This window comes from Pseudomonas sp. ICMP 8385 (assembly GCF_002699915.1).
GTDB classification, from domain to species: Bacteria; Pseudomonadota; Gammaproteobacteria; order Pseudomonadales; family Pseudomonadaceae; genus Aquipseudomonas; species Aquipseudomonas gessardii.
In genome coordinates this window covers 32,798-57,881 of record NZ_LKBY01000098.1, presented here as the reverse complement: position 1 = coordinate 57,881, position 25,084 = coordinate 32,798, and the positions used below count along the sequence as shown (strand labels likewise).

Annotated in this window: 20 protein-coding genes; 12 read left to right on the top strand and 8 right to left on the bottom strand. The window is 62.3% G+C overall.

Annotated features, from left to right (window positions below; translation table 11 throughout):
• Positions 1-29: 29 nt before the first annotated feature.
• The 3 genes from AO268_RS14390 to AO268_RS14380 form a co-directional block, all read right to left on the bottom strand.
• Positions 30-3,704, bottom strand: a complete 3,675-nt coding sequence (locus AO268_RS14390; protein ID WP_099169044.1) for a translocation/assembly module TamB domain-containing protein — start codon at positions 3,702-3,704, stop codon at positions 30-32.
• Positions 3,701-5,428 (bottom strand): autotransporter assembly complex protein TamA, encoded by a 1,728-nt coding sequence (locus AO268_RS14385; protein WP_099169043.1) that lies wholly within the window; start codon positions 5,426-5,428, stop codon positions 3,701-3,703. The genes AO268_RS14390 and AO268_RS14385 overlap by 4 nt, the downstream gene beginning before the upstream one ends.
• Before the next feature lie 64 nt (positions 5,429-5,492).
• Positions 5,493-6,143: a GNAT family N-acetyltransferase gene (locus AO268_RS14380; protein ID WP_076964756.1), complete on the bottom strand. Its 651-nt coding sequence runs from the start codon at positions 6,141-6,143 to the stop codon at positions 5,493-5,495.
• 188 nt (positions 6,144-6,331) lie between these two features.
• On the opposite strand from AO268_RS14380, the gene xthA reads away from it, so the two are divergent.
• Positions 6,332-7,144 (top strand): exodeoxyribonuclease III, encoded by an 813-nt coding sequence (gene xthA / locus AO268_RS14375; protein WP_099169042.1) that lies wholly within the window; start codon positions 6,332-6,334, stop codon positions 7,142-7,144.
• A 136-nt stretch (positions 7,145-7,280) separates the two neighbouring features.
• A complete protein-coding gene (locus AO268_RS14370; RefSeq protein WP_076964758.1) occupies positions 7,281-8,621 on the top strand; it encodes a substrate-binding domain-containing protein in 1,341 nt (446 codons plus the stop codon).
• 85 nt (positions 8,622-8,706) lie between these two features.
• Here the strand turns inward: AO268_RS14370 and AO268_RS14365 are convergent, their stop codons facing one another.
• Positions 8,707-9,936, bottom strand: coding sequence for an acyl-CoA dehydrogenase (locus AO268_RS14365; protein ID WP_076964759.1), 1,230 nt, complete (start codon positions 9,934-9,936; stop codon positions 8,707-8,709).
• 151 nt (positions 9,937-10,087) lie between these two features.
• On the opposite strand from AO268_RS14365, the gene AO268_RS14360 reads away from it, so the two are divergent.
• The 3 genes from AO268_RS14360 to AO268_RS14350 all read left to right on the top strand — a co-directional run bounded on the left by AO268_RS14360 (position 10,088) and on the right by AO268_RS14350 (position 12,402).
• The gene (locus tag AO268_RS14360; protein WP_076964760.1) at positions 10,088-11,017 is read left to right on the top strand and encodes a LysR family transcriptional regulator; all 930 of its coding nucleotides are present in this window, start codon (positions 10,088-10,090) and stop codon (positions 11,015-11,017) included.
• Positions 11,018-11,087: 70 nt separating this feature from the next.
• Positions 11,088-11,489: a MerR family transcriptional regulator gene (locus AO268_RS14355; RefSeq protein WP_154220670.1), complete on the top strand. Its 402-nt coding sequence runs from the start codon at positions 11,088-11,090 to the stop codon at positions 11,487-11,489.
• A 13-nt stretch (positions 11,490-11,502) separates the two neighbouring features.
• On the top strand, positions 11,503-12,402 hold the full coding sequence (locus AO268_RS14350) for a hydroxymethylglutaryl-CoA lyase (RefSeq protein ID WP_099169041.1): 900 nt from the start codon (positions 11,503-11,505) through the stop codon (positions 12,400-12,402).
• Between the two features lie 701 nt (positions 12,403-13,103).
• Here the strand turns inward: AO268_RS14350 and AO268_RS14345 are convergent.
• Complete coding sequence (locus tag AO268_RS14345; protein ID WP_099169040.1) at positions 13,104-14,786, bottom strand: AMP-binding protein; 1,683 nt, start codon at positions 14,784-14,786, stop codon at positions 13,104-13,106.
• A 171-nt stretch (positions 14,787-14,957) separates the two neighbouring features.
• On the opposite strand from AO268_RS14345, the gene AO268_RS14340 reads away from it, so the two are divergent.
• The 4 genes from AO268_RS14340 to AO268_RS14325 are packed head-to-tail and all read left to right on the top strand — an operon-like array spanning position 14,958 to position 20,510.
• Positions 14,958-16,121, top strand: a complete 1,164-nt coding sequence (locus AO268_RS14340) for an isovaleryl-CoA dehydrogenase (RefSeq protein ID WP_099169039.1) — start codon at positions 14,958-14,960, stop codon at positions 16,119-16,121.
• Positions 16,122-16,132: 11 nt separating this feature from the next.
• Positions 16,133-17,740, top strand: coding sequence for a carboxyl transferase domain-containing protein (locus tag AO268_RS14335; RefSeq protein WP_099169038.1), 1,608 nt, complete (start codon positions 16,133-16,135; stop codon positions 17,738-17,740).
• A 14-nt stretch (positions 17,741-17,754) separates the two neighbouring features.
• Positions 17,755-18,561 (top strand): gamma-carboxygeranoyl-CoA hydratase, encoded by an 807-nt coding sequence (locus AO268_RS14330; protein ID WP_076962654.1) that lies wholly within the window; start codon positions 17,755-17,757, stop codon positions 18,559-18,561.
• Positions 18,558-20,510, top strand: a complete 1,953-nt coding sequence (locus AO268_RS14325) for an acetyl/propionyl/methylcrotonyl-CoA carboxylase subunit alpha (RefSeq protein WP_076962653.1) — start codon at positions 18,558-18,560, stop codon at positions 20,508-20,510. The genes AO268_RS14330 and AO268_RS14325 overlap by 4 nt, the downstream gene beginning before the upstream one ends.
• On the opposite strand, the gene AO268_RS14320 is transcribed toward AO268_RS14325, so the two are convergent.
• Positions 20,507-21,151 carry a LexA family protein gene (locus tag AO268_RS14320; RefSeq protein WP_099169058.1) on the bottom strand — a complete coding sequence of 215 codons (645 nt, stop codon included), beginning with the start codon at positions 21,149-21,151 and terminating at the stop codon, positions 20,507-20,509. The two genes, AO268_RS14325 and AO268_RS14320, sit on opposite strands and share 4 nt — an antisense overlap.
• A 129-nt stretch (positions 21,152-21,280) precedes the next feature.
• Here AO268_RS14320 and AO268_RS14315 point away from each other — a divergent pair, with 129 nt between their 5' ends.
• The gene (locus AO268_RS14315; RefSeq protein ID WP_099169037.1) at positions 21,281-21,628 is read left to right on the top strand and encodes a DUF6124 family protein; all 348 of its coding nucleotides are present in this window, start codon (positions 21,281-21,283) and stop codon (positions 21,626-21,628) included.
• A 166-nt stretch (positions 21,629-21,794) separates the two neighbouring features.
• On the opposite strand, the gene AO268_RS14310 is transcribed toward AO268_RS14315, so the two are convergent.
• On the bottom strand, positions 21,795-22,007 hold the full coding sequence (locus AO268_RS14310; RefSeq protein ID WP_141562817.1) for a hypothetical protein: 213 nt from the start codon (positions 22,005-22,007) through the stop codon (positions 21,795-21,797).
• Between the two features lie 100 nt (positions 22,008-22,107).
• Between AO268_RS14310 and AO268_RS14305 the strand changes: the two genes are divergently transcribed.
• Positions 22,108-23,259 (top strand): M14 family metallopeptidase, encoded by a 1,152-nt coding sequence (locus AO268_RS14305; RefSeq protein WP_099169035.1) that lies wholly within the window; start codon positions 22,108-22,110, stop codon positions 23,257-23,259.
• A 26-nt stretch (positions 23,260-23,285) separates the two neighbouring features.
• Here the strand turns inward: AO268_RS14305 and AO268_RS14300 are convergent, their stop codons facing one another.
• Positions 23,286-23,741, bottom strand: a complete 456-nt coding sequence (locus tag AO268_RS14300) for a winged helix-turn-helix transcriptional regulator (RefSeq protein WP_099169034.1) — start codon at positions 23,739-23,741, stop codon at positions 23,286-23,288.
• A 98-nt stretch (positions 23,742-23,839) separates the two neighbouring features.
• Between AO268_RS14300 and AO268_RS14295 the strand changes: the two genes are divergently transcribed.
• Complete coding sequence (locus tag AO268_RS14295) at positions 23,840-25,069, top strand: MFS transporter (RefSeq protein WP_099169033.1); 1,230 nt, start codon at positions 23,840-23,842, stop codon at positions 25,067-25,069.
• Positions 25,070-25,084: the final 15 nt, after the last annotated feature.

Sequence of the window (25,084 nt, the reverse complement as noted above, 5' to 3'; positions counted from 1 at the left end):
AGCTCCACTGTTTGATTGGCGTTTGACCGTCAGAAATCCCGTTTGTAGAAGATATCCAATGAACTGGCCACGCCGCTGGCCACTTCCAGGTACACCCGCTTGCTCAGCAGGTAACGCAAGGCGATGGTGCTGGCCGGCTCGAACACCCCGACCCCGTAGCGCAGGCTGAGTTTTTCGGTGATCTTGCCGCTGGCCACCACCGCCGTGCTGGTGCCGCTGCCCTGGGTGTCCAGTTCAAAGTCCTGGATGCCGAGGTTCTTGGCAATGTCCGAGGTCACGCCGGCACTGCCCATCAACCCCAGGCCCAGCGCCGCTTGCGCCAGCATGTTGTTGTCTTCGCCGGTGGTGCTCAATGGGCGACCCAGTACCAGGTAAGACAGCGCCTGCTCCTGGCTCATGGCCGGTTCCGAGAAGATCTGCGTGGTCGGCTGCTCGGCACTGCCGCTCAAGCGGATACCGGCGATCACGTCGTCGGTCTTGCGGATGGCTTCGATATCCAGGTACGGCTGGTCCAGTGGCCCGGCGAACAGCAGGCGCGCACGGCGCACATCCAGCCTCTGGCCGTAGGCGCGGTAGCGCCCGTCGTTGAGCCACAGCTCGCCACGGGTGTCCAGGTTGTCGCCGATATGCACTCGGCCCTGGACCTTGGCGGTCAGGCCGAAGCCGGCAAAGTTGAGCTGCTCCTCGCCCACCACCACGTTGATATCCATGGCCATGGCCATTGGCGGCTTGCCCTCTTCGGTCTGGCTGCCGACGATCACCGTGTCGTCCGAAACCTTGACCGTCGACGGCGGCAGTTCGCGCACGGTGATATCACCGCGCGGGATGTGCACATTGCCAGCAATCGCCAACTTGTCGTCTTTGAGCGTGATCTTCAGGTCAGGCGCCACTTCCAGTTCGGCGTAGGGTTCGACCGTGACCGGCAGTTGCGAGCCTTGCAGACTGAGGTCCACGACCAAGGCCCGGCCCCAGTCGATCTGCCCCTTGAGGCTGCCCTGCCCGGCCTTGCCACTGCGCCAGCCGCCGTTGAGCTGCACGCTTTCGCCGGCGATCAGGGCCTGCACGTTCAGGCCTTCAAGGCTGATGGGCAGTTCAGGCCCGGAAATCTCGCCGGCGATCAGGTTGATGCTGCCGTTGACCTGCGGCGCCAACAACCCGCCGGAGATCCGCCCGTTGCCATTGAGCTTGCCATTGAGTTTTTCCACCATCGGCACAAACGGCCGCGCGACCGCCAGGTCCAGGCCGGTGAGGCTGAAATTGCCGGAGATCGGCTTGTTTTTCGCCAACGGGTTGATTTGCGCCTGCAACAGCAACTCGCCGAGCTTGCCGCCACGGAAATTCAGCTGGGTATCGATGCGCGTGGGGTTGAGCGTGGTTTCCAGCTTGAGGGCGTCGTAGGGGAAATCCAGCCACTGGTCCTTGTCCTTGACCCGCAGCGTGCCGCCACTGGCATCCACCGCGATCAGGCCTTTAGGGCCGCTGGCCGGCAGGTCGAGCTGGATATCGGCGTTGAGCTTGCCCTGCCAGGCAAAATCCTTGGGCAGCCATTGCGCCAGGCTGTCGATGGGGAACTGCTTGAGGTGGTAACGCAACTTGGGATCGGGCATCAGCCGCTGGTCTTCGCCACACAGGCTGGCGGGCCCGGAGACCCAGCAATGGGCGGCGAACGTCAGCTTGCCGTCGGCCATGCGCTCGATTTTTGCCGGGGCTTGCAGTTTCCAGTCCTGGCCACCGGCCTGCACATCGCCACTGGCCAGGCGCCCGCGCCAGTTACCCTTGTCGAGATTGCCGTCCAGGGCCAGGGCCAGCTTGACCAGGGGGCCCATCAGGTCCAGTTGGAGGTTCTGGCTTTTGATATTGCCCTGGGCGCTGGCGGTCAGGGTGCCGAGCTGGGTGTCTCCGGCCTGGATGCCTGTGCCCTTGAGGTCGATCTTCGCGCGTTGGGCGTTGTCCAGCGTTGCGTCCAGGCTCAGGGCTTGCAGGCGATTGTCTTCAAACACCAGTTGCTGGCCCTTGAGGTCGAGCTTGCCCTGGGGCGCCTTCAACGTGCCGGCCACATCGAGCCGGCCATTGACCTGCCCACGCAGCTGCGGCCACAGCTGGGCCAGGCGTGCGAGCTTGATGTCGATCTGCCCGGCCAAGCGCTGTTGCAGGCTGGCGCTGCCGTTGATGCGGTTGTCGCCCAGGCGGATATCCAGGTTGGCCAGGGTCCACTGCTCGCCCGCGCCTTCGGCCTTGGCCGCCAGCACCGCCGTTTGGCCACGCAAGCGGCCCTTGAGGTCGAGGTCGGCGTTGAGCTTGAGTTGCTCGTTCTTGAACTCGCCCTTGCTGCGCAGCGGCCCGGCCAGGGTGCCGGGCAATTCTGCGACCCAGTACGCCGGGTTCAATGCCGACAGGTCCAGCGCCGTATCCCAGGCGATGCCCTCGGCAAATTGCAGGTTCAGGTGGCCTTCGGCCTTGCCTTGGCCGGCAGTCAATTTCAGCTCGGGCAGGAACACTTGCTTGAGGTCGCCACTGAACGGCGTGACCAGGCTGAACTTGCCGGCCGGGCCATCGAGGTCGGCCTTGAGATTGCCCAAGTAGTTGCCGTCCTTGTAGGAAACCTCACCATTGAAGGTGCGCAACACCACTTGCGGCTCGTCAACCAGCGGATACAGGCGATGCCAGGGGAAGTCCAGCCAGTCGATTTTCGCCTCGGCGCTCAAACCCTGCTGCCAATCCAGTTGGGCACTGAGCTTGAGGCTTTGCTTGTCCCCGGCATTCAGGTCCAGGCCGGCGAGCTGCGCGCCCTTGGCATCGACCCGGCCTTGCAGCAGCAGGTCAACCGGGCCTTTTTCCGCCGGTAAAACGGCTTTGCCCAGCAACTGATAACCCTTGCCCAGGTCACCCTTGGCCGTCAGGTCCAGTTGATTGAGTTGCAAGGTATCCGGCAAGTCGGCGGCAGGCTTGAAGCCATCGGCGGTGATACGCAGTTGCGCCGGCAGGTTCTCGAGCAAAGGTTGCAGCTCGCCACTGAGTTTGGCGGGCAGGTAGCCGCTGCTGTCGGCGTCGAGCTTGAGGGTCTTGAGCAAGTCACCGGTAACATTCAGCGCCATCGTCCACGGCGCGCCACCCGGGGCATAGGGCAGGCTCAGGCTGCCGCTCGCCGTCAGCGGCCAATCGCCCGTGGGTTGCAGCACGCCGTTGAGGTCCAGCACCAGGCCGTCGCGTTGCAGATGTACCGCGTCGATCTTCATGCCCTTAGCGGTCCAGTGCGCGGCCAGTTGCAGGCCCTGGAGCTCTTCGCTGCCGTTGAACAGCAGGCTGGCGACGCGCACGTCGCCCAGTTCGATGGCCACGGGCAGGTTCAAGTCCGGCAGGGTGATCGGGCCGCTGCTGTCCTCGGTGCTGGGCGGGAACTGCAGGCTCACCTGCTCCACGTCCAGTTGCCGGATGCACAGGGTCATGCGCAGCAGGCACGCCGGCGACCAGTCGAACTTAGGTGCTTTGAGCTCCACGCGGCTGCTGTCTTGTTGCCACAGCAAATGGTCGGCGCTCCACTCCCCGCCCAAACGGCCCTGGAAGTTGTCCACGCTCAAGCCCGGCACCTGGCCCAGGGCCCAGCGACTGCCGACTTGCGTACCCAGTACGCTCCAGACGGCCAGCAGCACCAAGGCGACGAGCGCCACCCCACTCAAACCCGCTATTTTCAAACCACGCTTCACAGCTCAGGCCCCATGGAAAAGTGCAAACGAATGCCGCCCGGGTCTTCCAGGGCATGGGCCAGGTCAAGGCGGATCGGGCCGACCGGCGACACCCAGCGCACGCCAACACCGACCCCGGTTTTCAGGCTCGGCAATTCCAGGGAGTTAAAAGAGTTGCCCTGGTCGACAAAGGTCGCAATCCGCCATTTTTCGGCGATGGAATATTGATACTCGGCGCTCAGGGCCACCATGTAGCGGCCACCGATGCGGTCACCCTTGTTGTTTTCCGGGGACAGGGTCTGGTACTCGTAGCCACGCACGCTCTGGTCGCCACCGGCAAAGAAGCGCAGGGACGGCGGCACCGACTTGTAGCCATTGGTGGCGCTGCCGCCAAACTGCGCGCGGCCAAGGAAACGGTGCTTGTCCCACACGGTGGTCAAGCCCTTGATCATCGCGGTGCCGTACAGCAGGTTGGTGTCCGAGCCCACCCCCTCCTTGGCCACCTTGGTATCGAACTGCAGGCGATAGCCGTTATGGGGGTCGATGCGGTTGTCGCTGCGCAGGTAGGAATAACTGAGACCGGGCATCAGCAAATTACTCAAGCCGGAGTCATCCCCCAGGCGATATTCTTCGCGCTGCCATTTGAGCGAGATCACCCGTGTCCAGCCGCTGGGCAACTTGCTGTGCCATTCCGGGCCGAGGGTGAGCAGCTTGCTGAGGGTGTCGGTGTTGGCCAGTTCTTCGTTCTGGTAGCCCCCGGCAAAACGCAGCTTGTCGGTCAGCGGCGGGTCGAGGGGAATGTCGTACCACAGGCCGACGTTCTGCCGGGGCGCCGACAACTCGGCCTCCCAGCCATAGCTGTGGCCCTGGGGGTTGACCCAGTGTCGCGTCCAGTTAGCCTTGCCACGCGGGCCGACGTCGGTGGAAAACCCCAGGCCCAGGCCCATGGTCCGGGGCTTGCGGGTCTCCAGCTGGACCGCCACCGGGATCACATCATTGGCCGCCGCAGCCGGGGCGGCATCCACCCGGATGCCTTCAAAAAAGCCGCTGGCTTGCAGGGCCTGGTTCAATTCGGCAATCAGTTCGGAATCGTAGGGGGTGCCACTCTTGAACGGCACCATGCGCTGCAACAGTTCTTCATCAAACGGGGTATCGCCGGCAAAGTTGACTTTGCCGAGGGTGTAGCGCGGGCCGCTGTCGTAGACCAGCTCGATATCGGCCACGCCCGCCTGGGGGTCGACGGAAAGCTTCTGACTCGTGAAACGGCCACTGAAATAGCCGAAGCGCGAGGCCTGGTTCTGGATCAGGCGCTTGGCGTCTTCGTAATGACCATGGTTGAGGATGGCGCCGGACTTGAGGTCCTGGCTGTCGGGTACACGGAAGGATTTAAGCTCCGCCGCCGGGCCGTCGACCCGGATCGTGACATTGCGCAAATGCACGGGCTCGCCGGGGTCGATGCTGAGGATCAGGCGCGGGTTCTTGCCGGCCTTTACCTCACTGGCAATCTGCGGCTGATAAAAGCCCAGTGCCTGGGCGGCCTTGCGCGCCTGCTCCTCGGCGCCACGGCTAAAGCGCAGCAAGGCCTCTTCATCACGCTCGCCAACCCCGCCGATATAACCTTCGATATTGGCCTTCAGCGCGTCGTTTGAAGGCTTGACCCGCACGTCCAGTTCGCTTTGTGCCAAGGCGCCGCAACTTGTGAACAGCAGAATCAAGCCGCTGGTAACTCTATTTGGAAACTTCATAGGCGCGGATGCTACACGAGCTGGGGAGCACCTTAGAACCTGGAATTGTCTGAATAATTCTCCGTTAAGCCGTTGCAGGTTGTAACACCTGGGGATTGGGGTGAAAAAACACATGTTCCAGGATGGGGCCTACCGCCACCTCTCCCACTTCCTCATAGCCCTGGCGCTTGTAGAACGCCAGGTACAGCGGATTGCCGGTGTCCAGCACCACCCCGTGTGAATGAGGGTCTTCGGCGCACCAGTTATGCACGGCTGCCAGCAGTTGCTCGCCGTAATGCTTGCCCTGGAATTGCGGGTGGATGCCCAGCAGCGGCAACACATGCACCGACTCGGACGGCAGGCATGCCAGCACGGCCTGATGGTATTCGAGGTAACGCCGGGTGCCCTTGAACCCGGTACTCAGCCACATGCGCAATTGCCAGGCCCAGCTTTCGGTGATGCCCAGGCGTCGTTGCGGCGGGGCAATCAGGGCGATGCCGATCAGGCGGTCATTGACCAGCAGGCCGATGGCCGGCAGATCCTGGAGAAAGTGCTGCTTGACCAGCTCGCGCACGGTGGCCCTGACCCGCTGCTCATAGCCGGAGCGTTCAGCTTCAAACAGGTAGGCAAAGGTCGGCTCATGGCGATAGGCGTGGTACAGCAGCGAGCGTGCTTCGCGGGAATAGCCGCTGTCGAGCAGGTGCACCTGGGCAGTGGTGGTCGAGGTGTCGGGCATCAGTCGTATCTCCCCTGGGCGCCACTCAAAAAGGTCGCGCTCTTGTTATTACGAGCCCGGGGCAACGCAGTCGTTCCCCGCCACTGGCTCCTTGAGAGACATTAGCAGTGCATCTGTCCTACCGCCACGCTGGCCCCCGTCCGACTTGTCGGCTAGCATCGCCCTTTTGCCAGACTGGACTGCCGACCATGAAAATCGTCTCCTTCAATATCAACGGGCTGCGCGCCCGCCCTCATCAGCTGGCGGCCCTGATCGACAAACATCAACCGGACGTGATCGGCCTGCAGGAAACCAAGGTCCACGACGACCAGTTCCCGCTCGCCGAAGTCCAGGCCCTGGGTTACCACGTGTACTACCACGGGCAGAAAGGCCACTACGGCGTCGCCCTGCTCTCGCGCCAGGAGCCGCTGGCCCTGCACAAGGGTTTTGCCAGCGACGAAGAGGATGCCCAGCGCCGCTTTATCTGGGGCACCTTTGCCGATGAACACGGCAACCCGATCACCATCATGAACGGCTATTTCCCACAGGGCGAAAGCCGCGACCACCCAACCAAGTTCCCGGCCAAGCAGCGCTTCTACGAAGACCTGCAACAGTTGCTGGAAACCCAGTTCAGCAATGACCAGGCGCTGGTGGTGATGGGCGATGTGAATATTTCCCCCGAGGATTGTGACATCGGCATCGGTGCCGACAACGCCAAGCGCTGGCTGAAGACCGGCAAGTGCAGCTTCCTGCCGGAAGAGCGCGAATGGATGGCGCGCCTGAAGAACTGGGGCCTGACCGACAGCTTCCGCCACCTGAACCCGGACGTGGCGGATCGCTTCAGCTGGTTCGATTACCGCAGCCGCGGTTTTGAGGACGAGCCCAAGCGTGGCCTGCGCATCGACCTGATCATGACCTCCAATGGCTTATTGCCACGGGTCAAGGATGCGGGTGTGGACTACGAGTTGCGCGGCCTGGAAAAACCTTCGGATCATGCGCCGATCTGGCTGGAACTGAGCTGATCTTTGCGGCCACACCCTAAAATGTAGGAGCTGGCAAGCCAGCTCCTACATTTGGATAGGCGGGGTGTCAGTCATATTTTTGAAACCTTACTGTCTTAATCTGCCCGCACTTCCTTTGGCTTGAGAAGGTGCCAGCATGATGCTGCGCGTTTTGTACCTGCTGACACTTTGCAGCGTTTTTCCTCTTGTGGTTTCTGCAACGCCCCTGCCCTTCCCCGAACAGGGCCCGGCCTTGCGCATCCAGGGTTCCAACACCATTGGCGCGGCGCTGGGCCCGGCGCTGGTCAAGGGCTTGATGGAGCAACAGGGCCTGAAGGCCGTGCACAATGAGCCGGCCAGCCGCCCCAACGAACAGCGCCTCGTCGGCACCAGCCCCCAAGGCAAACGGGTCCTGATAGAAATCGCCGCCCACGGCTCCAGCACCGGCTTTGCCGCGCTGAAAAACGCCGAGGCCGACCTGGCCGCCGCGTCGCGCCCGATCAAGGACCGCGAACTGGTAGACCTCGAACCCCTGGGCGACCTGAAAAGCCCCGGCGCCGAACAGGTGATCGCCATCGATGGCCTGGCGATCATCCTGCACCCCTATAACCCGCTACAGGTGTTGAGCACCGAACAACTGGCGAAGATTTTCAGCGGCGAGATCAGCACCTGGGAAGCCTTGGGCGGCCGCGGCGGGCAGATCCGCTTGTATGCCCGTGATGATCAATCCGGCACCTACGACACCTTCAAGGAACTGGTGCTCAGCCGTCGCGGCAAAACCCTCGACAGCGCGGCCAAGCGCTTTGAGTCCAGCGAGCAATTGTCCGATGCGGTCAGCCACGACCCTCAGGGCATTGGTTTTATCGGCCTGCCCTATGTGCGCCAGGCCAAGGCCGTCGCGATCAGTGACGGGGACTCCCAGGCCATGTTGCCGCAGAGCAGCCTGATCGCCACCGAGGACTACCCGCTGTCGCGCCGCTTGTTTTTCTACCTGCCACCCACTAACACCAACCCTTGGGCCGAAGTGCTGGTGGACTTTGCCCAAAGCGCCCAAGGCCAGGCCATCGTGGCCGCCAATGGGTTTATCGCCCAGCAGATCAAGGCCATCACCGTGCAACCACGGGCGCCGATGCCCGCCGACTACCAGGCCATCGCCCGCGAGGCGCAACGCCTGAGCGTGAACTTTCGCTTTGAGGAAGGCAGCGCCAGCCTGGACAACAAGGCGCGCCAGGATCTGGCGCGGGTGGTGGCTTATATAAGCCGCCACGATAAACGGGACAAACGGGTCACCCTGGTGGGCTTTGGTGACGCCAAGAATGACCCGCAACGCGCCGACCTGCTGTCGAAGCTGCGGGCGATGGCGGTGCGCCGGGAATTGGTCAAGAGTGGCGTGGTGCTGCGCGATATCCGCGGTTTTGGCGCGCAGATGCCGGTGGCGGCGAACACCGTGGATGAGGGGCGGATCAAGAATCGCCGGGTGGAGGTCTGGGTTTACTGAAGCCTGCCACCGCTATCGCGTGCAAGCCCGCTCCCACAGAGGTCAGTGTGGGAGCGGGCTTGTACGCGATACAGGCGATGCGGTCCTACTGACCGCTGCGCATCATTTCCCGAGGCACATATTTGCCAATCTCGAACTTGCCAATGGCCGCGCGGTGCACTTCGTCCGGGCCGTCGGCCAGGCGCAGGGTGCGTTGCATGGCGTACATATAGGCCAGCGGGAAGTCATTGGACACCCCGGCACCGCCGTGGATCTGGATGGCCCGGTCAATCACCTTCAGGGCCACATTCGGCGCCACCACCTTGATCTGGGCAATTTCACTTTTCGCCACTTTGTTGCCGACCGTGTCCATCATATAGGCCGCCTTCAGGGTCAGCAGGCGCGCCATGTCGATTTCCATCCGCGAGTCGGCGATCTTGTCGATATTGCCCCCCAGGCGCGCCAGTGGCTTGCCAAAGGCGGTGCGGCTGACGGCACGCTTGCACATCAACTCCAGGGCCCGCTCGGCCATGCCGATGGAGCGCATGCAGTGGTGGATACGCCCCGGGCCAAGGCGACCCTGGGCAATTTCAAAGCCACGGCCTTCACCCAGCAGGACGTTTTCGTACGGCACACGCACGTTATCGAACAGCACTTCGGCATGCCCATGGGGCGCGTCGTCGTAGCCAAACACCGGCAACGGCCGGACGATTTTCACCCCGGGCGCATCCACCGGCACCAGGATCATCGAGTGCTGCTGGTGGCGCGGCGCATCCGGGTTGCTCAGGCCCATGAAAATCAGGATCTTGCAGCGCGGGTCGCACGCGCCGGAGGTCCACCACTTCTTACCGTTGATCACCCACTCGTCACCCTGGCGCTCGGCGCGCGCAGCCATGTTGGTGGCGTCGGAAGACGCCACGTCCGGCTCGGTCATGGCGAACGCCGAGCGGATCTCGCCGCGCAGCAGCGGCTCCAGCCAGCGTTGTTTCTGTTCTTCGTTGGCGTAGCGCACCAGCACTTCCATATTGCCGGTGTCGGGTGCCGAGCAATTGAACGGCTCCGGGCCCAGCAGGGAGCGGCCCATGATTTCGGCAAGCGGCGCGTATTCCAGGTTGGTCAGGCCGGCCCCCAGCCCGGATTCCGGCAGGAACAGGTTCCACAGGCCTTCGGCCTTAGCGCGGGCCTTGAGCTCTTCCATAATGGCCGTGGGCTGCCAGCGGTCACCTTCGCTGACCTGGCGCTCAAACACCGGCTCGGCGGGGTAAACGTAAGCCTCCATAAACGCGGTGACGCGTTCACGCAGTTCCTGAACCTTGGGCGAATAGGCAAAATCCATGAGCAGCTCCCTTCGTGGAGAGGTTGTTTAGGTCATGCAATCGATGCTAGAACAGCGTTGATAATTTACCTAGCCTATTCTCGGCGTGTATTAACATTCATCACCGATATATGATCGGCGCATGAAAACCTAACAAGAAGAGCGCAACGCAATGAATCTGAGCAAGGTCGACCTCAATCTTTTCATCGTCTTTGACGCGATCTACACCGAAGCCAACCTGACCCGTGCCGGGCAGATCGTCGGCATTACCCAGCCGGCCGTGTCAAACGCCCTGGCACGCCTGCGCGAGACCTTCAACGACCCGCTGTTCGTGCGCACCGCCCAGGGCATGGTGCCGACCCCCATGGCCCAGAACATCATTGGCCCGGTGCGCAACGCCTTGTCGCTGCTGCGGGTGTCGGTGCAGGAAAGCCGGATCTTCAACCCGTTGCAGGCGGCCAAGACCTACCGCATCAGCATGACCGACCTCACAGAGGCGGTGATCCTGCCGCCGCTGTTCCAGCGCCTGCGCCGCCTGGCGCCGACGGTGATCATCGAGAGTTTCCTGTCCAAACGGCGGGAAACCACCAAGGAACTGGCCGCCGGGCGCCTGGATTTTGCCGTGGACGCGCCGCTCAACACCGACCCGCAAGTGCGCCACGTCAAGCTGATGGAAGACCGCTACGTGTGTGCCATGCGTAAGGGCCACCCGCTGGCGGGCAAGGAAAAGCTCAGCCTGGATGACTACCTGGCGCTGACCCACATCCATATTTCCAGCCGGCGCAATGGCCTGGGCCACGTCGACCTGGCCCTGGGCAAGATGGGGATCCAGCGCAAGATCGCCTTGCGCTCGCAGCATTACCTGATGGCCTCCCAGGTGTTGCAGCAGACCGATATGGTGATGACAGTGCCCGAGCGCTTTGCCAGGCGTAACGAGCTGCATTCGTTCAACCTGCCGGTCAATGATGTGCCGTCGGTGGAAACCCACTTGTACTGGCATGAAAGCACCGACCAGGACCCGGCCAACCGCTGGATGCGCGAGCAGATGATCGAGTTGTGCCAACAGGTGACGGCGCGCGAGAAGAAGTTGGATAACCCATAGGGGGGGATTTGCTTGACGTTTACGTCAAGCAGCCATTAGCGTAGCGCCAAGACCCTCCTTGAGCGCCATCATGAGCACCACCTACAGCATCTCCGACCTGGCCCGCGAGTTGGACATCACCACCCGGGCCATTCGTTTCTATGAAGAGCAAGGCCTCTTGAGCCCCGAACGCCGGGGCCAGGAACGTATCTATTCGCCCCGGGACAAAGTCAGCCTGAAGCTGATCCTGCGTGGCAAGCGCATCGGCTTTTCCCTGGCCGAATGCCGCGAACTGATCGAACTCTACGACCCCAGCAGCGGCAATCAGAAGCAACTGCACAGCATGCTGGCGAAGATCAGCGAACGCCGCGAGCAACTGGAACAGCAGTTGCTGGACATCGAACAGATGAAGCTGGAACTGGACACCGCCGAAGAACGTTGCACCCAGGCCCTGGAACAGACGATCCAGAGCCAGGTCGGCCAACCCCAATAAAAAGGTAGCTCCCATGTCTCTCCCCTCTTTTGTGCGCCTGATCGAAGTCGGCCCGCGCGACGGCCTGCAAAACGAAGCACAGCCCATCAGCGTGGCCGACAAGGTACAACTGGTGGACGCCCTCAGTGCGGCCGGCCTGGGTTATATCGAAGTCGGCAGCTTTGTCTCGCCCAAGTGGGTGCCGCAGATGGCCGGCTCCGCCGAGGTGTTTGCGCAGATCCAGCGCAAGCCGGGCGTGATCTATGGCGCCCTGGCGCCGAACCTGCGGGGCTTCGAGGACGCGCTGGCGGCCGGGGTCAAGGAGGTCGCGGTGTTTGCGGCGGCGTCCGAGGCGTTCTCCCAGCGCAATATCAATTGCTCCATCAGCGAGAGCCTGGAGCGCTTTGCCCCGATCATGGCGGCGGCGCAACAGCAGGACATCCGTGTGCGCGGCTATGTGTCGTGCGTGCTGGGCTGCCCTTATGAAGGCCAGGTCGCGCCAGCGCAAGTCGCAGCGGTGGCCCGCGAGCTGTATGCCATGGGCTGTTATGAGGTGTCCCTGGGCGACACCATCGGCACCGGCACCGCAGGCGCTACGCGGCGCATGTTCGAGGTGGTGGGCAAGGACGTGCCCCGGGCCAAGCTTGCCGGGCACTTCCATGACACCTATGGCCAGGCCATCGCCAATATCTATGCCAGCCTGCTGGAAGGTATCGCGGTGTTCGACAGCTCTATCGCGGGCCTTGGCGGCTGCCCCTATGCCAAGGGCGCCAGCGGTAACGTGGCCACCGAGGATGTGCTGTACCTGCTCAATGGCCTGGGCATCGAGACCGGTATCGACCTGGATACGTTGCTGGTGGCGGGGCAACAGATCTGCACAGTCCTGGGCCGCCCCACCGGTTCACGCGTGGCCAAGGCCCGTAGTGCCAGTTGAGTACTGTGCCCGTGACGATGTGTTACCTCGCGGCTACACATCGGGTAACACGGGAACATATTTTGTCGCATTTTCTGAAGTAAATTTCCCACTCAAAAATCAAGTTATTGATTTTAAAGGTATTTTAAAAGTTGGCACGGCTTCTGCTATCTCTATGGCATAACAAGAATAAAAAGCACCAAACCTAATAAAAATAAGACGTACCGACTCTGACATAACAAAAACAACACGGCAGAGACGCAGCTAACAGATTTTTTTGGAGAAGATGTGCTTCGCAGGGTACGGCGCAAGCCGCCACTCGCAACCGGGCAGAGAACAATAAAACTACCCCAAGGTAGCTACCCACTGGTTGGATCGCGTGCGAAGAAGCAGATCAGCGCTCAAAAAAATACGTTTGCTCTTGACCCCGGATGGGGGTCGCCAAAAACAGCGGTAAAGGGCCACGGTTGCCAAAAACAACAATAGACCGCCCCTCAATAATAAAAAAAGAGCACGTAACAACAAATTAAAGGGGAGCTTCGGCTCCCCTTTGTGCTGTCTGGGTAAAATGAATTGTGTGAATCACCTGCCATCCCCTGTGGGAGCGGGCTTGTGTGGGAGCGGGCTTGCCCGCGATAGCGGTGGGTCAACTGATGAATAGTTGGCTGACACTCCGTCATCGCGGGCAAGCCCGCTCCCACATTTTTGATCGGCGCCAGATCTTAATCTTCGCTACGCAGTTGCTCGATCGTGATCTCCCGCATCCGAAACTTCTGGATCTTCCCCGTCACCGTCATCGGAAACTCTTCGACAAAGCGGAAATACTTCGGTGTCTTGAAGTGTGCAATGCGCCCCTTGCACCAGGTTTGCAGCTCCAGCGCGTTGGCCACGTGCCCCGGGTGGAACTTGATCCAGGCCACGATCTCTTCGCCGTAACGCTCATCGGGAATGCCGATGATCTGCACATCGGCCACCGCCGGGTGGGTGAAGAAGAACTCCTCCAGCTCCCGTGGGTACACGTTCTCGCCACCACGAATGATCATGTCCTTGTTGCGCCCGGCGATGCACACATAGCCCTGCTCATCCATGCTCGCCAGGTCGCCGGTGTGCATCCAGCCAGCGGCGTCGATGGCCTCGCGGGTGCCTTCGGGGTTGTTCCAGTAGCCAAGCATCACGCTGTAGCCACGGGTGCACAACTCGCCGATCTGCCCGCGCGGCACGGTGTTGCCGGCCTCGTCGATGATTTTGCTTTCCAGTTGCGGCTGGGTGCGCCCAACCGTGGTCACGCGCCGCTCCAGGTCGTCATCCGCGCCGGTCTGTAGCGACACTGGACTGGTCTCGGTCATGCCGTAGGCAATCTGCACTTCACTCATATGCAGGTCGCTGATCACCCGGCGCATCACCTCGATCGGGCAGGTGGAACCGGCCATGATCCCGGTGCGCAGGGTCGACAGGTCGAACGTGCTGCGTTGCGGATGATCGAGCACCGCGATAAACATCGTCGGTACGCCGTACAGGCCGGTAGCGCGTTCTTCGGCCACGGCGGTCAGGGTCAGCAGCGGGTCGAAGCCGTCATTGGGATAGATCATGGTGGTGCCATGGGTGATGCAGCCCAGGTTGCCCATGACCATGCCAAAGCAATGGTAGAGCGGCACCGGGATCACCAGGCGATCCTGCGCGGTCAGGCCCAGGCTTTCGCCGACCATATAGCCGTTGTTGAGGATGTTGTGGTGACTGAGGGTGGCGCCCTTGGGAAAGCCCGTGGTGCCAGAGGTGTACTGGATGTTGACGGCTTGATCGAAGTGCAGGCTGGCCTCGCGGCTGTGCAGGTGTTCGGCGGGAATACCCGCGCCGAGGGCCGATAATTGCGACCAGGGCAGGAACCCCGAGGGCGGTCGCGCATCCAGGCTGATCACCCCGCGCAGCTCGGGTAATAGCTCGCAGTGCAATTGGCCGATGCCCTGCTCCGCCAGTTCCGGCACCAGCGCCTGTAGCATCCCGTGATAGTCAGAGGACTTGAACGCGCCGGCACAGATCAACCACTGGCAACCCGATTGCTTGAGCACGTATTCCAGTTCGCTGCTGCGGTAGGCCGGGTTGATGTTGACCAGGATCACCCCAAGCTTGGCGCTGGCCACCTGGCTGATGCACCACTCGGCACAGTTCGGCGCCCAGATGCCGAGGCGATCCCCGGCCTGCAGCCCCAGGGCCAACAGAGCGCGGGCATGCAGGTCCACGGCTGCGGCCAATTGCTGCCAGGTGTAGCGCAGCTGCTGATGGCGCACCACCAGGGCCTCGCCCTCCGGGTGCTGCGCCACGGTGCGGTCAAATGCCTGGCCAATGGTCATGGCCAGCAGGGCCTTGTCCTGTGGGCCACGGCTGTAGCTCTGATTCGGTTGATCCATGACGACCCCTATTGTCTTTTTTGTAGGTGGACGGTGCGCCGGTCAGGCGCGAGCTTGACGTTAACGTAAGCTACGATTGACAGTCATGCAACGCAAGTTTACGTTAACGTAAAGGTGACCGCCCAATGGCGTCGCCAGCCCCACAACAATAATGTTTATAGGTGCCCTCCCATGAGTTACCCGACCCTGAACTTCGCCCTCGGTGAAACCATCGACATGCTGCGCGACCAGGTGCAGGCCTTCGTGGCCAAGGAGCTGGCGCCACGGGCGGCGCAGATCGATATCGACAACCTGTTCCCCGTGGATATGTGGCGCAAGTTCGGCGACATGGGCCTGCTGGGCATCACCGTGGCGGAAGAATACGGCGGTGCCGGCCTGGGTTACCTGGCCCACGTGGTGGCCATGGAAGAAATCAGCCGCGGCTCGGCCTCGGTGGCCTTGTCCTACGGCGCGCACTCCAACCTGTGCGTCAACCAGATCAACCGCAACGGCAGCCACGAGCAGAAACTCAAGTACCTGCCCAAGCTGATCAGCGGCGAACACATTGGCGCCCTGGCCATGAGCGAGCCGAATGCCGGTTCTGATGTGGTGTCGATGAAGCTACGCGCCGACAAGCGTGGCAGCGTGTACGTGCTCAATGGCAGCAAGACCTGGATCACCAACGGCCCCGATGCCCACACCTATGTGATCTACGCCAAGACCGACCTGGAAAAAGGCGCCCATGGCATCACCGCGTTTATCGTCGAGCGCGACTCGAAAGGCTTCAGCCGCAGCAACAAGTTCGACAAGCTGGGCATGCGCGGCTCCAACACCTGCGAGCTGTTTTTCGATGACGTCGAAGTGCCCGAAGAAAACATCCTCGGCACGCTCAATGGCGGGGTCAAAGTGCTGATGAGCGGCCTGGACTACGAACGCGTGGTGCTTTCCGGTGGCCCCACCGGGATCATGCAGGCCTGCATGGACCTGATCGTGCCGTATATCCACGACCGCAAGCAGTTCGGCCAGAGTATCGGTGAGTTCCAGCTGATCCAGGGCAAGGTCGCCGACATGTACACCCAGCTCAACGCCAGCCGCGCCTACCTGTATGCGGTGGCCCAGGCCTGCGAGCGCGGCGAAACCACGCGCAAGGACGCCGCCGGGGTGATCCTGTACAGCGCCGAACGCGCGACGCAGATGGCCCTCGATGCGATCCAGATTCTCGGCGGCAATGGCTACATCAATGAATTCCCCGCTGGCCGTCTGTTACGTGATGCCAAGCTGTATGAAATCGGCGCGGGCACCAGTGAGATCCGGCGCATGTTGATTGGTCGCGAACTGTTTAACGAAACCCGCTGAGGGAGTGCACCATGGCCACCCTGCACACCCAACTCAACCCGCGCTCGGCAGAGTTTGCCGCCAACAGCGCGGCGATGCTCAAACAGGTCGATGCCTTGCACACCCTGCTCGCCCAGGTCCAGCAAGGCGGCGGCAGCAAGGCTCAGGAGCGTCATACCTCCCGTGGCAAGCTGCTGCCACGCGAGCGCATCAACCGCCTGCTCGACCCGGGCTCGGCGTTCCTCGAACTCAGCCAACTGGCGGCGTATCAGGTCTACGGTGAAGACGTACCCGCTGCTGGCGTGATCGCCGGGATCGGCCGGGTTGAAGGCGTGGAATGCATGATCGTCGCCAACGACGCCACGGTAAAAGGCGGCTCCTATTACCCGCTGACCGTGAAAAAACACCTGCGCGCCCAGACCATCGCCGAACAGAACCGCCTGCCGTGCATCTACCTGGTGGATTCCGGCGGCGCCAACCTGCCGCGCCAGGACGAGGTGTTTCCCGACCGCGAGCACTTTGGGCGGATCTTCTTCAACCAGGCCAATATGAGCGCCCAGGGCATCCCGCAGATCGCCGTGGTCATGGGCTCCTGCACCGCCGGCGGTGCCTATGTGCCGGCGATGGCCGATGAAGCGATCATGGTGCGCCAACAGGCGACCATCTTCCTCGCCGGCCCGCCCCTGGTGAAGGCCGCCACCGGCGAAGTGGTCAGCGCCGAAGACCTGGGCGGTGCCGATGTGCACTGCAAGATCTCCGGGGTGGCCGACCATTACGCCGACAGCGACGAACACGCCCTGGCCCTGGCCCGCCGCAGCGTCGCCAACCTCAACTGGCACAAACAGGGGCAGTTGCAGCAGCGCACGCCGGTCGCGCCGTTGTATGCCAGCGACGAGTTGTACGGGGTGATCCCGGCCGACGCCAAGCAACCCTTCGATGTGCGTGAAGTGATTGCGCGGCTGGTGGACGGCTCGGTCTTCGATGAATTCAAGGCGCTGTTCGGCACCACGCTGGTCTGCGGCTTTACCCATTTGCATGGCTACCCCATCGCGATCCTCGCCAACAACGGCATCCTGTTTGCCGAAGCGGCGCAAAAAGGCGCGCACTTTATCGAACTGGCCTGCCAGCGCGGGATTCCCCTGCTGTTCTTGCAGAATATCACTGGCTTTATGGTCGGCCAGAAGTACGAAGCCGGCGGCATCGCCAAGCACGGCGCCAAGCTGGTCACGGCCGTGGCCTGCGCCAAGGTGCCGAAATTCACGGTGATCATCGGCGGTAGCTTTGGTGCCGGTAACTACGGGATGTGTGGGCGCGCCTATGATCCGCGCTTTTTGTGGATGTGGCCCAACGCACGCATTGGCGTGATGGGCGCCGAGCAGGCGGCCGGTGTACTGGTGCAGGTCAAGCGCGAACAGGCCGAGCGCAGTGGCCAGGGGTTCAGCGCCGAGGACGAAGCGCAGATCAAGCAGCCGATCCTCGACCAGTACGAAACCCAGGGCCACCCCTATTACTCCAGCGCTCGCCTGTGGGATGACGGCGTCATCGACCCCTTGCAGACCCGCGACGTGCTGGCCCTGGCCTTGTCCGCCGCGCTGAATGCCCCCATCGAGCCGAGCCGCTTCGGCGTGTTCCGCATGTAATTGGAGCTGCACCCATGAGCGATTTCAACACCGTTGAACTGGTCAACGACCCCCGGGGCTTTGCCACCCTGTGGTTGAGCCGGGAAGAGAAGAACAACGCATTCAACGCCGAGATGATCCGTGAGCTGATCATTGCCCTGGACCAGGTGCAGGCCGATGCCGCCTTGCGTTTTCTACTGGTCCGCGGGCGCGGCAAGCATTTCAGCGCCGGCGCGGACCTGGCCTGGATGCAACAGTCGGCCGAGCTGGACTACCACACCAACCTCGACGACGCCCGCGAGCTGGCAGAGCTGATGTACAACCTGGCCAAGTTGAAGATCCCCACACTGGCGGTGGTCCAGGGCGCGGCCTATGGCGGCGCCCTGGGCCTGATCAGTTGCTGCGACATGGCCATTGGCGCCGATGATGCGCAGTTCTGCCTGTCGGAAGTGCGCATCGGCCTCGCACCGGCGGTGATCAGCCCGTTTGTGGTGCAGGCGATTGGCGAGCGCGCGGCACGCCGCTATGCCTTGACCGCAGAACGCTTCGACGGTCAGCAGGCCCAGGCCATCGGGCTGTTGGCGCAAAGCTACCCTCTCGATACGCTGGAGCAGCAGGTCGAGCAATGGACCGCCAACCTGCTGCTCAACAGCCCGGCCGCCATGCGCGCCAGCAAGGATTTGCTGCGCGAAGTGGGTAACGGCACGCTGACCCCGGCGCTGCGCCGTTACTGCGAAAACGCCATCTCCCGTATCCGCGTCAGCGCCGAAGGCCAGGAAGGCCTGCGCGCATTTTTGCAAAAGCGTACGCCCAGTTGGCAGTCCCAGGAGCCGCGTTCATGAGTTTGCCGTTGATTACCTGCGTGCTGGTGGCCAACCGGGGCGAAATCGCCTGCCGGGTCATGCGCACGGCCAAGGCATTGGGCATGACCACCGTTGCCGTACACAGCGCCACGGACCGCAATGCGCGCCATAGCCGCGAAGCCGATATCCGCGTGGACCTGGGCGGCAGCAAGGCCGCCGACAGTTACCTGCAGATCGACAAACTGATCGCCGCCGCCAAGGCCAGCGGCGCCCAGGCGATTCACCCGGGCTATGGCTTTCTTTCCGAGAACCCAGGATTTGCCCGGGCGATTGAAGAGGCCGGGCTGATTTTCCTCGGCCCACCCGCCTCGGCCATTGATGCCATGGGCAGCAAATCCGCCGCCAAGGCGTTGATGGAAACCGCCGGTGTGCCGCTGGTGCCGGGTTACCACGGCGCCGAGCAGGACCTGGAAACCTTCCGCCAGGCCGCCGCGCGCATTGGCTACCCGGTGCTGCTCAAGGCCACCGCTGGCGGCGGCGGCAAGGGCATGAAAGTGGTCGAGGACGAAAGCCAGCTGGCCGAAGCCCTGGCCTCGGCCCAGCGTGAGGCGCTGTCATCGTTTGGCAATGCGCAGATGCTGGTGGAGAAATACCTGATCCAGCCGCGCCACGTGGAAATCCAGGTGTTTGCCGACCAGCACGGCCATTGCCTGTACCTCAATGAACGCGACTGCTCAATCCAGCGTCGCCACCAAAAAGTCGTCGAGGAAGCACCCGCCCCCGGCCTCAGCCCTGCCCTACGCCAGGCCATGGGTGAGGCAGCGGTGCGTGCCGCCCAGGCGATTGGCTATGTCGGCGCCGGCACCGTGGAGTTCCTGCTGGATGCACGCGGTGAGTTCTTCTTCATGGAGATGAACACCCGCTTGCAGGTGGAACACCCGGTGACCGAGGCCATCACCGGCCTGGACCTGGTGGCGTGGCAGATTCGCGTGGCGCAAGGCGAACCGCTGCCGATGACCCAGGAGCAGGTGCCGTTGCGCGGCCACGCCATTGAAGTGCGGCTGTATGCCGAAGACCCGGCCAATGACTTCTTGCCGGCCACCGGGCATCTGGCGCTGTACCGCGAGTCGGCGCCAGGCCCGGGACGCCGGGTGGACAGTGGCGTCGAGCAAGGCGACGACATCTCGCCCTTCTACGACCCGATGCTCGGCAAGCTGATTGCCTGGGGCGAGGACCGCGAACAGGCACGCCTGCGCCTGTTGAGCATGCTCGACGAATTTGCGGTCGGCGGCTTGAAGACCAACCTGGGCTTTTTGCGGCGCATCATCGGCCACCCGGCGTTCGCCGCGGCGCAGTTGGATACCGGGTTTATCCCGCGCTATCAGGAGCAACTGCTGCCTGTTGCAAGCGCGTTGAGCGATGCATTCTGGCAGGCGGCTGGCCATGGGTTTATGCAAAGCCAACTGCCTCGGTTGCGGGACGACGACCCCGCCTCGCCGTGGGCTGCGACACAGGGGTTTCGTGCAGGCCTGCCTGCCGAGACATCACTGCACCTGAGCTGCGACGGTCAGGACCGCCTGGTGACACTGCAAACCACCACTGCGCCACAACTGCGCGACGAACAGCTGTTGATCGAAGACGCCGGCATACGCCGCTCGCACCTGGCCGTGCGCCAGGGGCCGACGCTGTTCCTGCGCTGGCAAGGCGAAATGCGCAGCGTGACGCTGTTTGATCCGATCGCCGCCGTCGAGGCCGGGCAAGCCCATCAGGGCGGCCTTACGGCGCCTATGAACGGCAGCATCGTGCGGGTGCTGGTGGAGGTCGGCCAGACGGTCGAGGCCGGCACGCAACTGGTGGTGCTCGAAGCGATGAAGATGGAGCACAGCATCCGCGCGCCCCATGCAGGTGTGGTCAAGGCGCTGTATTGCCAGGAAGGCGAAATGGTCGGCGAAGGCAGCGCCTTGGTGGAGCTGGAGGCCCAGGCCTAGAACTTCACCGTGGCCTGTACCACGACGCCGATGATCCGGCAGTCATCGGTCAGCAGCGCCTTTGGATAGGTCGGGTTGAGCGGCACCAGGTAACGCTGGCCGCTTTCTTCGATCAACTTACGAAAGGTCGCCTGGCTGCTGCCGGCCCATTGGGCCACCACCAGGTGGCCGGGTTCGGCGTCGAGGGCCGGGTCCACCAGGATCATCATCCCGTCGGCGATGCTCGGCCCACTGGGCGCGGTCATTGCGTCGCCGCTCACCTGTAGCCAGAACGCCTCGCCGCTGGCGTCGTAGTCACTCGCCTCAAAACGCCCAGGGCCATAGGCTGGCCGCGCTTCGTGCACCCGGCAGGGTTGCTTCCAGTCACTCACGGGGTAGCGAAAATACGGATTGTATTTAACGGCCGACGCGGTGTCGTCTGCCGGGCCGTCACCCCTTTCGCGGATCACCAGCGCCGCTTCCAGGTAACCCAGGCCCAGCTCTTCGAGCACCCGGTTCATATCGGCAAGGCTCGGCACCCGGCGCTTGCCCAGCCAATGGCCAATGCCGCCCTGGGACATGCCCAGGCGCGCGGCCAGTTGATTCTGCGTGACCTTGCGGGCCTTCATGTTGGCTTTGACCAACGCTATCCATTTATCCATGGGGCAGACAATACCGGGTGGATTCACGGCGACAATAAACAGTTTGTAGTAATCAATCAAATGACATAAATACAGATCGTATTATTATCAGTCCCACCTGTTCACCCTCCCACCCAGAGCACCGACCTCATGACCACAACCCCGGATCACCTGCCTGGCACACCTGATAACGACGAAATAAAGTTTTTGCAGGGCAGCGATGCAGCCCGACGCGCACTGGACTACTACTTGAAAGAAGAGACAACCCCCGCCTCGGACGAGGTGGCCTTTTTTGAAGCCAACCCCACTGTCAGCAGTGAAGAAGCCCTGGTCCATGCTTCGGACCTGCTGCGCAGCGCCGCCGCCATTGCGTATGAACTGGCGAACAACAAGCTGGGGGGCACCCGGGACCTGGCGTTTTCGGTGGTGTATCTGATTGATATGGCCAAGGCCATGCTGGAGCGTCCACTGCACCTGGCAGGCGGGAAAACCCCGTGACCCGGTAGGTATGCAGGAACAGCGAGAAAAATATTTCTATCTGGACGATAAAAACATTTGACTTGCAAATGATAATGATTATTATTGCATGCAGCTGGTCGCGAGATCAGTCGATAGACCAAGAGACCTTAGGTCGGACTCTTGGAATATCTCCTCATCAGGCTAATCACGGTTTTTGACCCGGCTCTTTGGCCGGGTCTTTTTTTTGCCAGTTATTCTGGCGTGGCTTCAGGCTAATGAAGACTGTGTGTTGCTTGATGGCGCGCATGGTAGCAAAAGACCATCGCCGAAAGAAAGCCGAGAAAGCGCTCTGGCCCGGTTCTTTCCAAATTAGCACTTGAGAATCAATCTCATAGACTCTAAGCTGCTGCGGCGTCATGGACGACGCCCCCTCCTTTTTCGCAATCATTTGCGTCCAGACTTTACCCCGCGCCTGTGTAAACTGCCTGTCACAACTCTCATACTCAGGCAAGCAGACTATGACCGTGGCCTTGACCTCCATCAAAATCAGCACCGACTTCGACAGCGGCAATATCCAGGTGCTCGACACCAGCGATGCCCATCAGTTACTGCTGGCAATCAAGCCGGATACCCGCAGCCAGCACTTCCAATGGTTCCACTTCAAGGCCGAAGGGATGCACGTAGGTCATACCCATACCTTCCGCCTGAGCAACGCTGGCCAGTCTTCCTACAAACATGCCTGGAGTGGCTACAACGCCGTGGCGTCCTATGACCATATCAACTGGTTCCGGGTCCCCACGCGCTTTGATGGCGAAACCTTGCACATCGAACTGCAGACCGAGCAAAAACATGCCTGGCTCGCCTACTTCGAGCCCTACAGCCGCGAGCGTCACGCCTGGCTGATCGACCAGGCGCTGAACCGTGCCGGTACGCAATTGCTGGCCACCGGCAAGAGTGTCGAAGGCCGTGATATTCCCCTGCTGCGCCGTGGCAAGGGGGGCGCTGGGCGGCGCAAGGTCTGGATCATTGCGCAACAGCACCCGGGCGAGCACATGGCCGAGTGGTTTATGGAAGGCATCATCGAACGCCTGCAACAGGACGGCGATGCCGAACTGAAAAAACTCCTGGCCGCCGCCGACCTGTACCTGGTGCCGAACATGAACCCGGATGGCGCATTCCACGGCCACTTGCGCACCAACGCCATGGGCCAGGACCTCAACCGCGCCTGGCAGAGCGCCAGCCAGGAACAGAGCCCGGAAGTGCTGTTCGTCCAGCAGCAAATGGAGAAATACGGCGTCGACCTGTTCCTGGATATCCACGGCGACGAGGAAATCCCCTACGTGTTCACCGCCGGCTGTGAAGGCAACCCTGGCTACACGCCGCGTATCGAGGGCCTGGAAAAACACTTTCGCAGCCACTTGAGCGAGCTGACCCGCGACTTCCAGACCACCCATGGCTACACCCGCGACTTGCCGGGCCAGGCCAATATGACCCTGGCCTGCAACAGCGTGGGCGAGAAATTCGACTGCCTGTCCCTGACCCTGGAAATGCCGTTCAAGGACAACGACGATGCCCCCGACCCACATACCGGCTGGTCCGGCAAACGCTCCCGGCAACTGGGCAAGGACGTGCTGAGCACCGTGGCGGATATGGTCAGCGTACTGCGCTGAACCTGCCCCAATAAGCGCCGCTAACCCTAAGCCTCGGACTGCGCCGCCACCCGCACGCAGTCCTGCGGCCCAAGCACCCGGCCATCCGCCGCCTGCACGTGCAAAGCCTGCAGCGGTTGCCCGTGCTCCCGGTCCAACAGCACCGAATGGGCCTCGCCTTCGGCGTAGAAAAACCCCTCGCCCCATTGCCGCAAGCCAATGATCACGGCAAACAACCCCCTGCCCTTTTCCGTCAACACGTACTCTTGGTAAGCGCTGCCATCCGAGGCCGGGACGATCTCGAAAACCCCATGGCCGACCAGGCTGCGCAGGCGTGCCGACAGAATGTTCCTGGCCATCCCCAGGCTGCGCTGGAACTCGCCAAAACGGCGGATACCGTCGAACGCATCCCGAATGATCAACAGCGCCCAACCATCGCCAATCGCCTCCAGGGAGCGCGCCACTGGGCATTCGGCACTTTCAAAACGGGTGAGTTTGACCATGGCTGATGCCTGCCTGACTGAATAATGTAGTTGCAATATAAAACTGGAATACCTACCGTACAACCAGTTTCATTTTAAAACCATAATCAGAGCCCAGCATGCCTCAATCCTCTTTAAGCGGCGCCGTGGTGCTGCTATTCGCCATGGCCTGTGGCTTGTCGGTGGCGAATGTCTATTACGCCCAGCCCCTGCTCGATGCCATGGCCACGACATTCGCCATGGCCCCTGCCACTGTCGGCATCGTGATCAGCCTGACCCAGGTCGGCTATGGCGTCGGTTTGTTACTGCTGGTGCCGTTGGGCGATCTGCTCAACCGGCGGCACTTGATCGTCGGCCAGTTACTGCTGTCCACTGGCGCGGTGTTGCTGGTGGCCCTCTCTAACAGCCGCGTTGGGTTTCTGGCCGGCCTGCTGCTGACGGGCCTGCTCGCTGTGGTGGCCCAGGTGCTGGTGGCCTATGCCGCCAACCTGGCGCGGCCCGAGCAACGGGGGCATGTGGTGGGCCTGGTGACCAGTGGCATCGTGGTCGGCCTGCTGCTGGCGCGCACGGTGTCCGGGATCATGGCGGACCTGGCCGGCTGGCGCTCGGTGTACCTGTTGTCGGCTGGCTTGACCTTGCTGATGGCGCTGTTGCTCTGGCGCGTCTTGCCCACTACCGAACAACCCCGGGCGCCAGGCACCTATCGCCAGTTGCTCGGCTCGGTGTTCAACCTGTTGCGCGAAGAAAAAGTGCTGCGCGATCGTGCCGTGCTGGCGTGCCTGGTTTTTGCCGCTGGCACCGTGCTCTGGACCCCGCTGGTGTTGCCCCTGAGCACCCCGCCCCTGTCGTTGTCCCACACCCAGATCGGCCTGTTCGGCCTCGCCGGTGCCGTCGGCGCGCTGGGCGCGGCCCATGCCGGGCGCCTGGCGGACCGAGGCTGGGCGCAGTGGACCAGCGGCATGGCCCTGGCGTTGATGCTGCTGTCCTGGCTGCCCATCGCCTTCACCCAGTCGTCGTTGTGGGCGCTGTTGCTCGGGGTGATTGCCTTCGACCTCGGCCTGCAAGCTGTGCATGTCACCAGCCAAAGCCTGATCTACAGCGTGCGCCCCCAAGCCCAGAGCCGACTGGTGGCCGGCTACATGCTGTTCTACTCGGCGGGCAGCGCCCTGGGCTCGCTCGGCGCCACCTTGATGTACGCTTGGGGCGGCTGGCTCGGCGTTTGTGCCCTGGGCGCCGCCATCAACCTACTGGCCCTGGTGTACTGGCGGGCGACCCTGGCGGCGCAGCCCTTGTCACGGCCAGTCCAACCCAGGAACAACGCCGCCGCCAAATGCAGCAACAGCCCATAGGGGATGCAGGCCTTT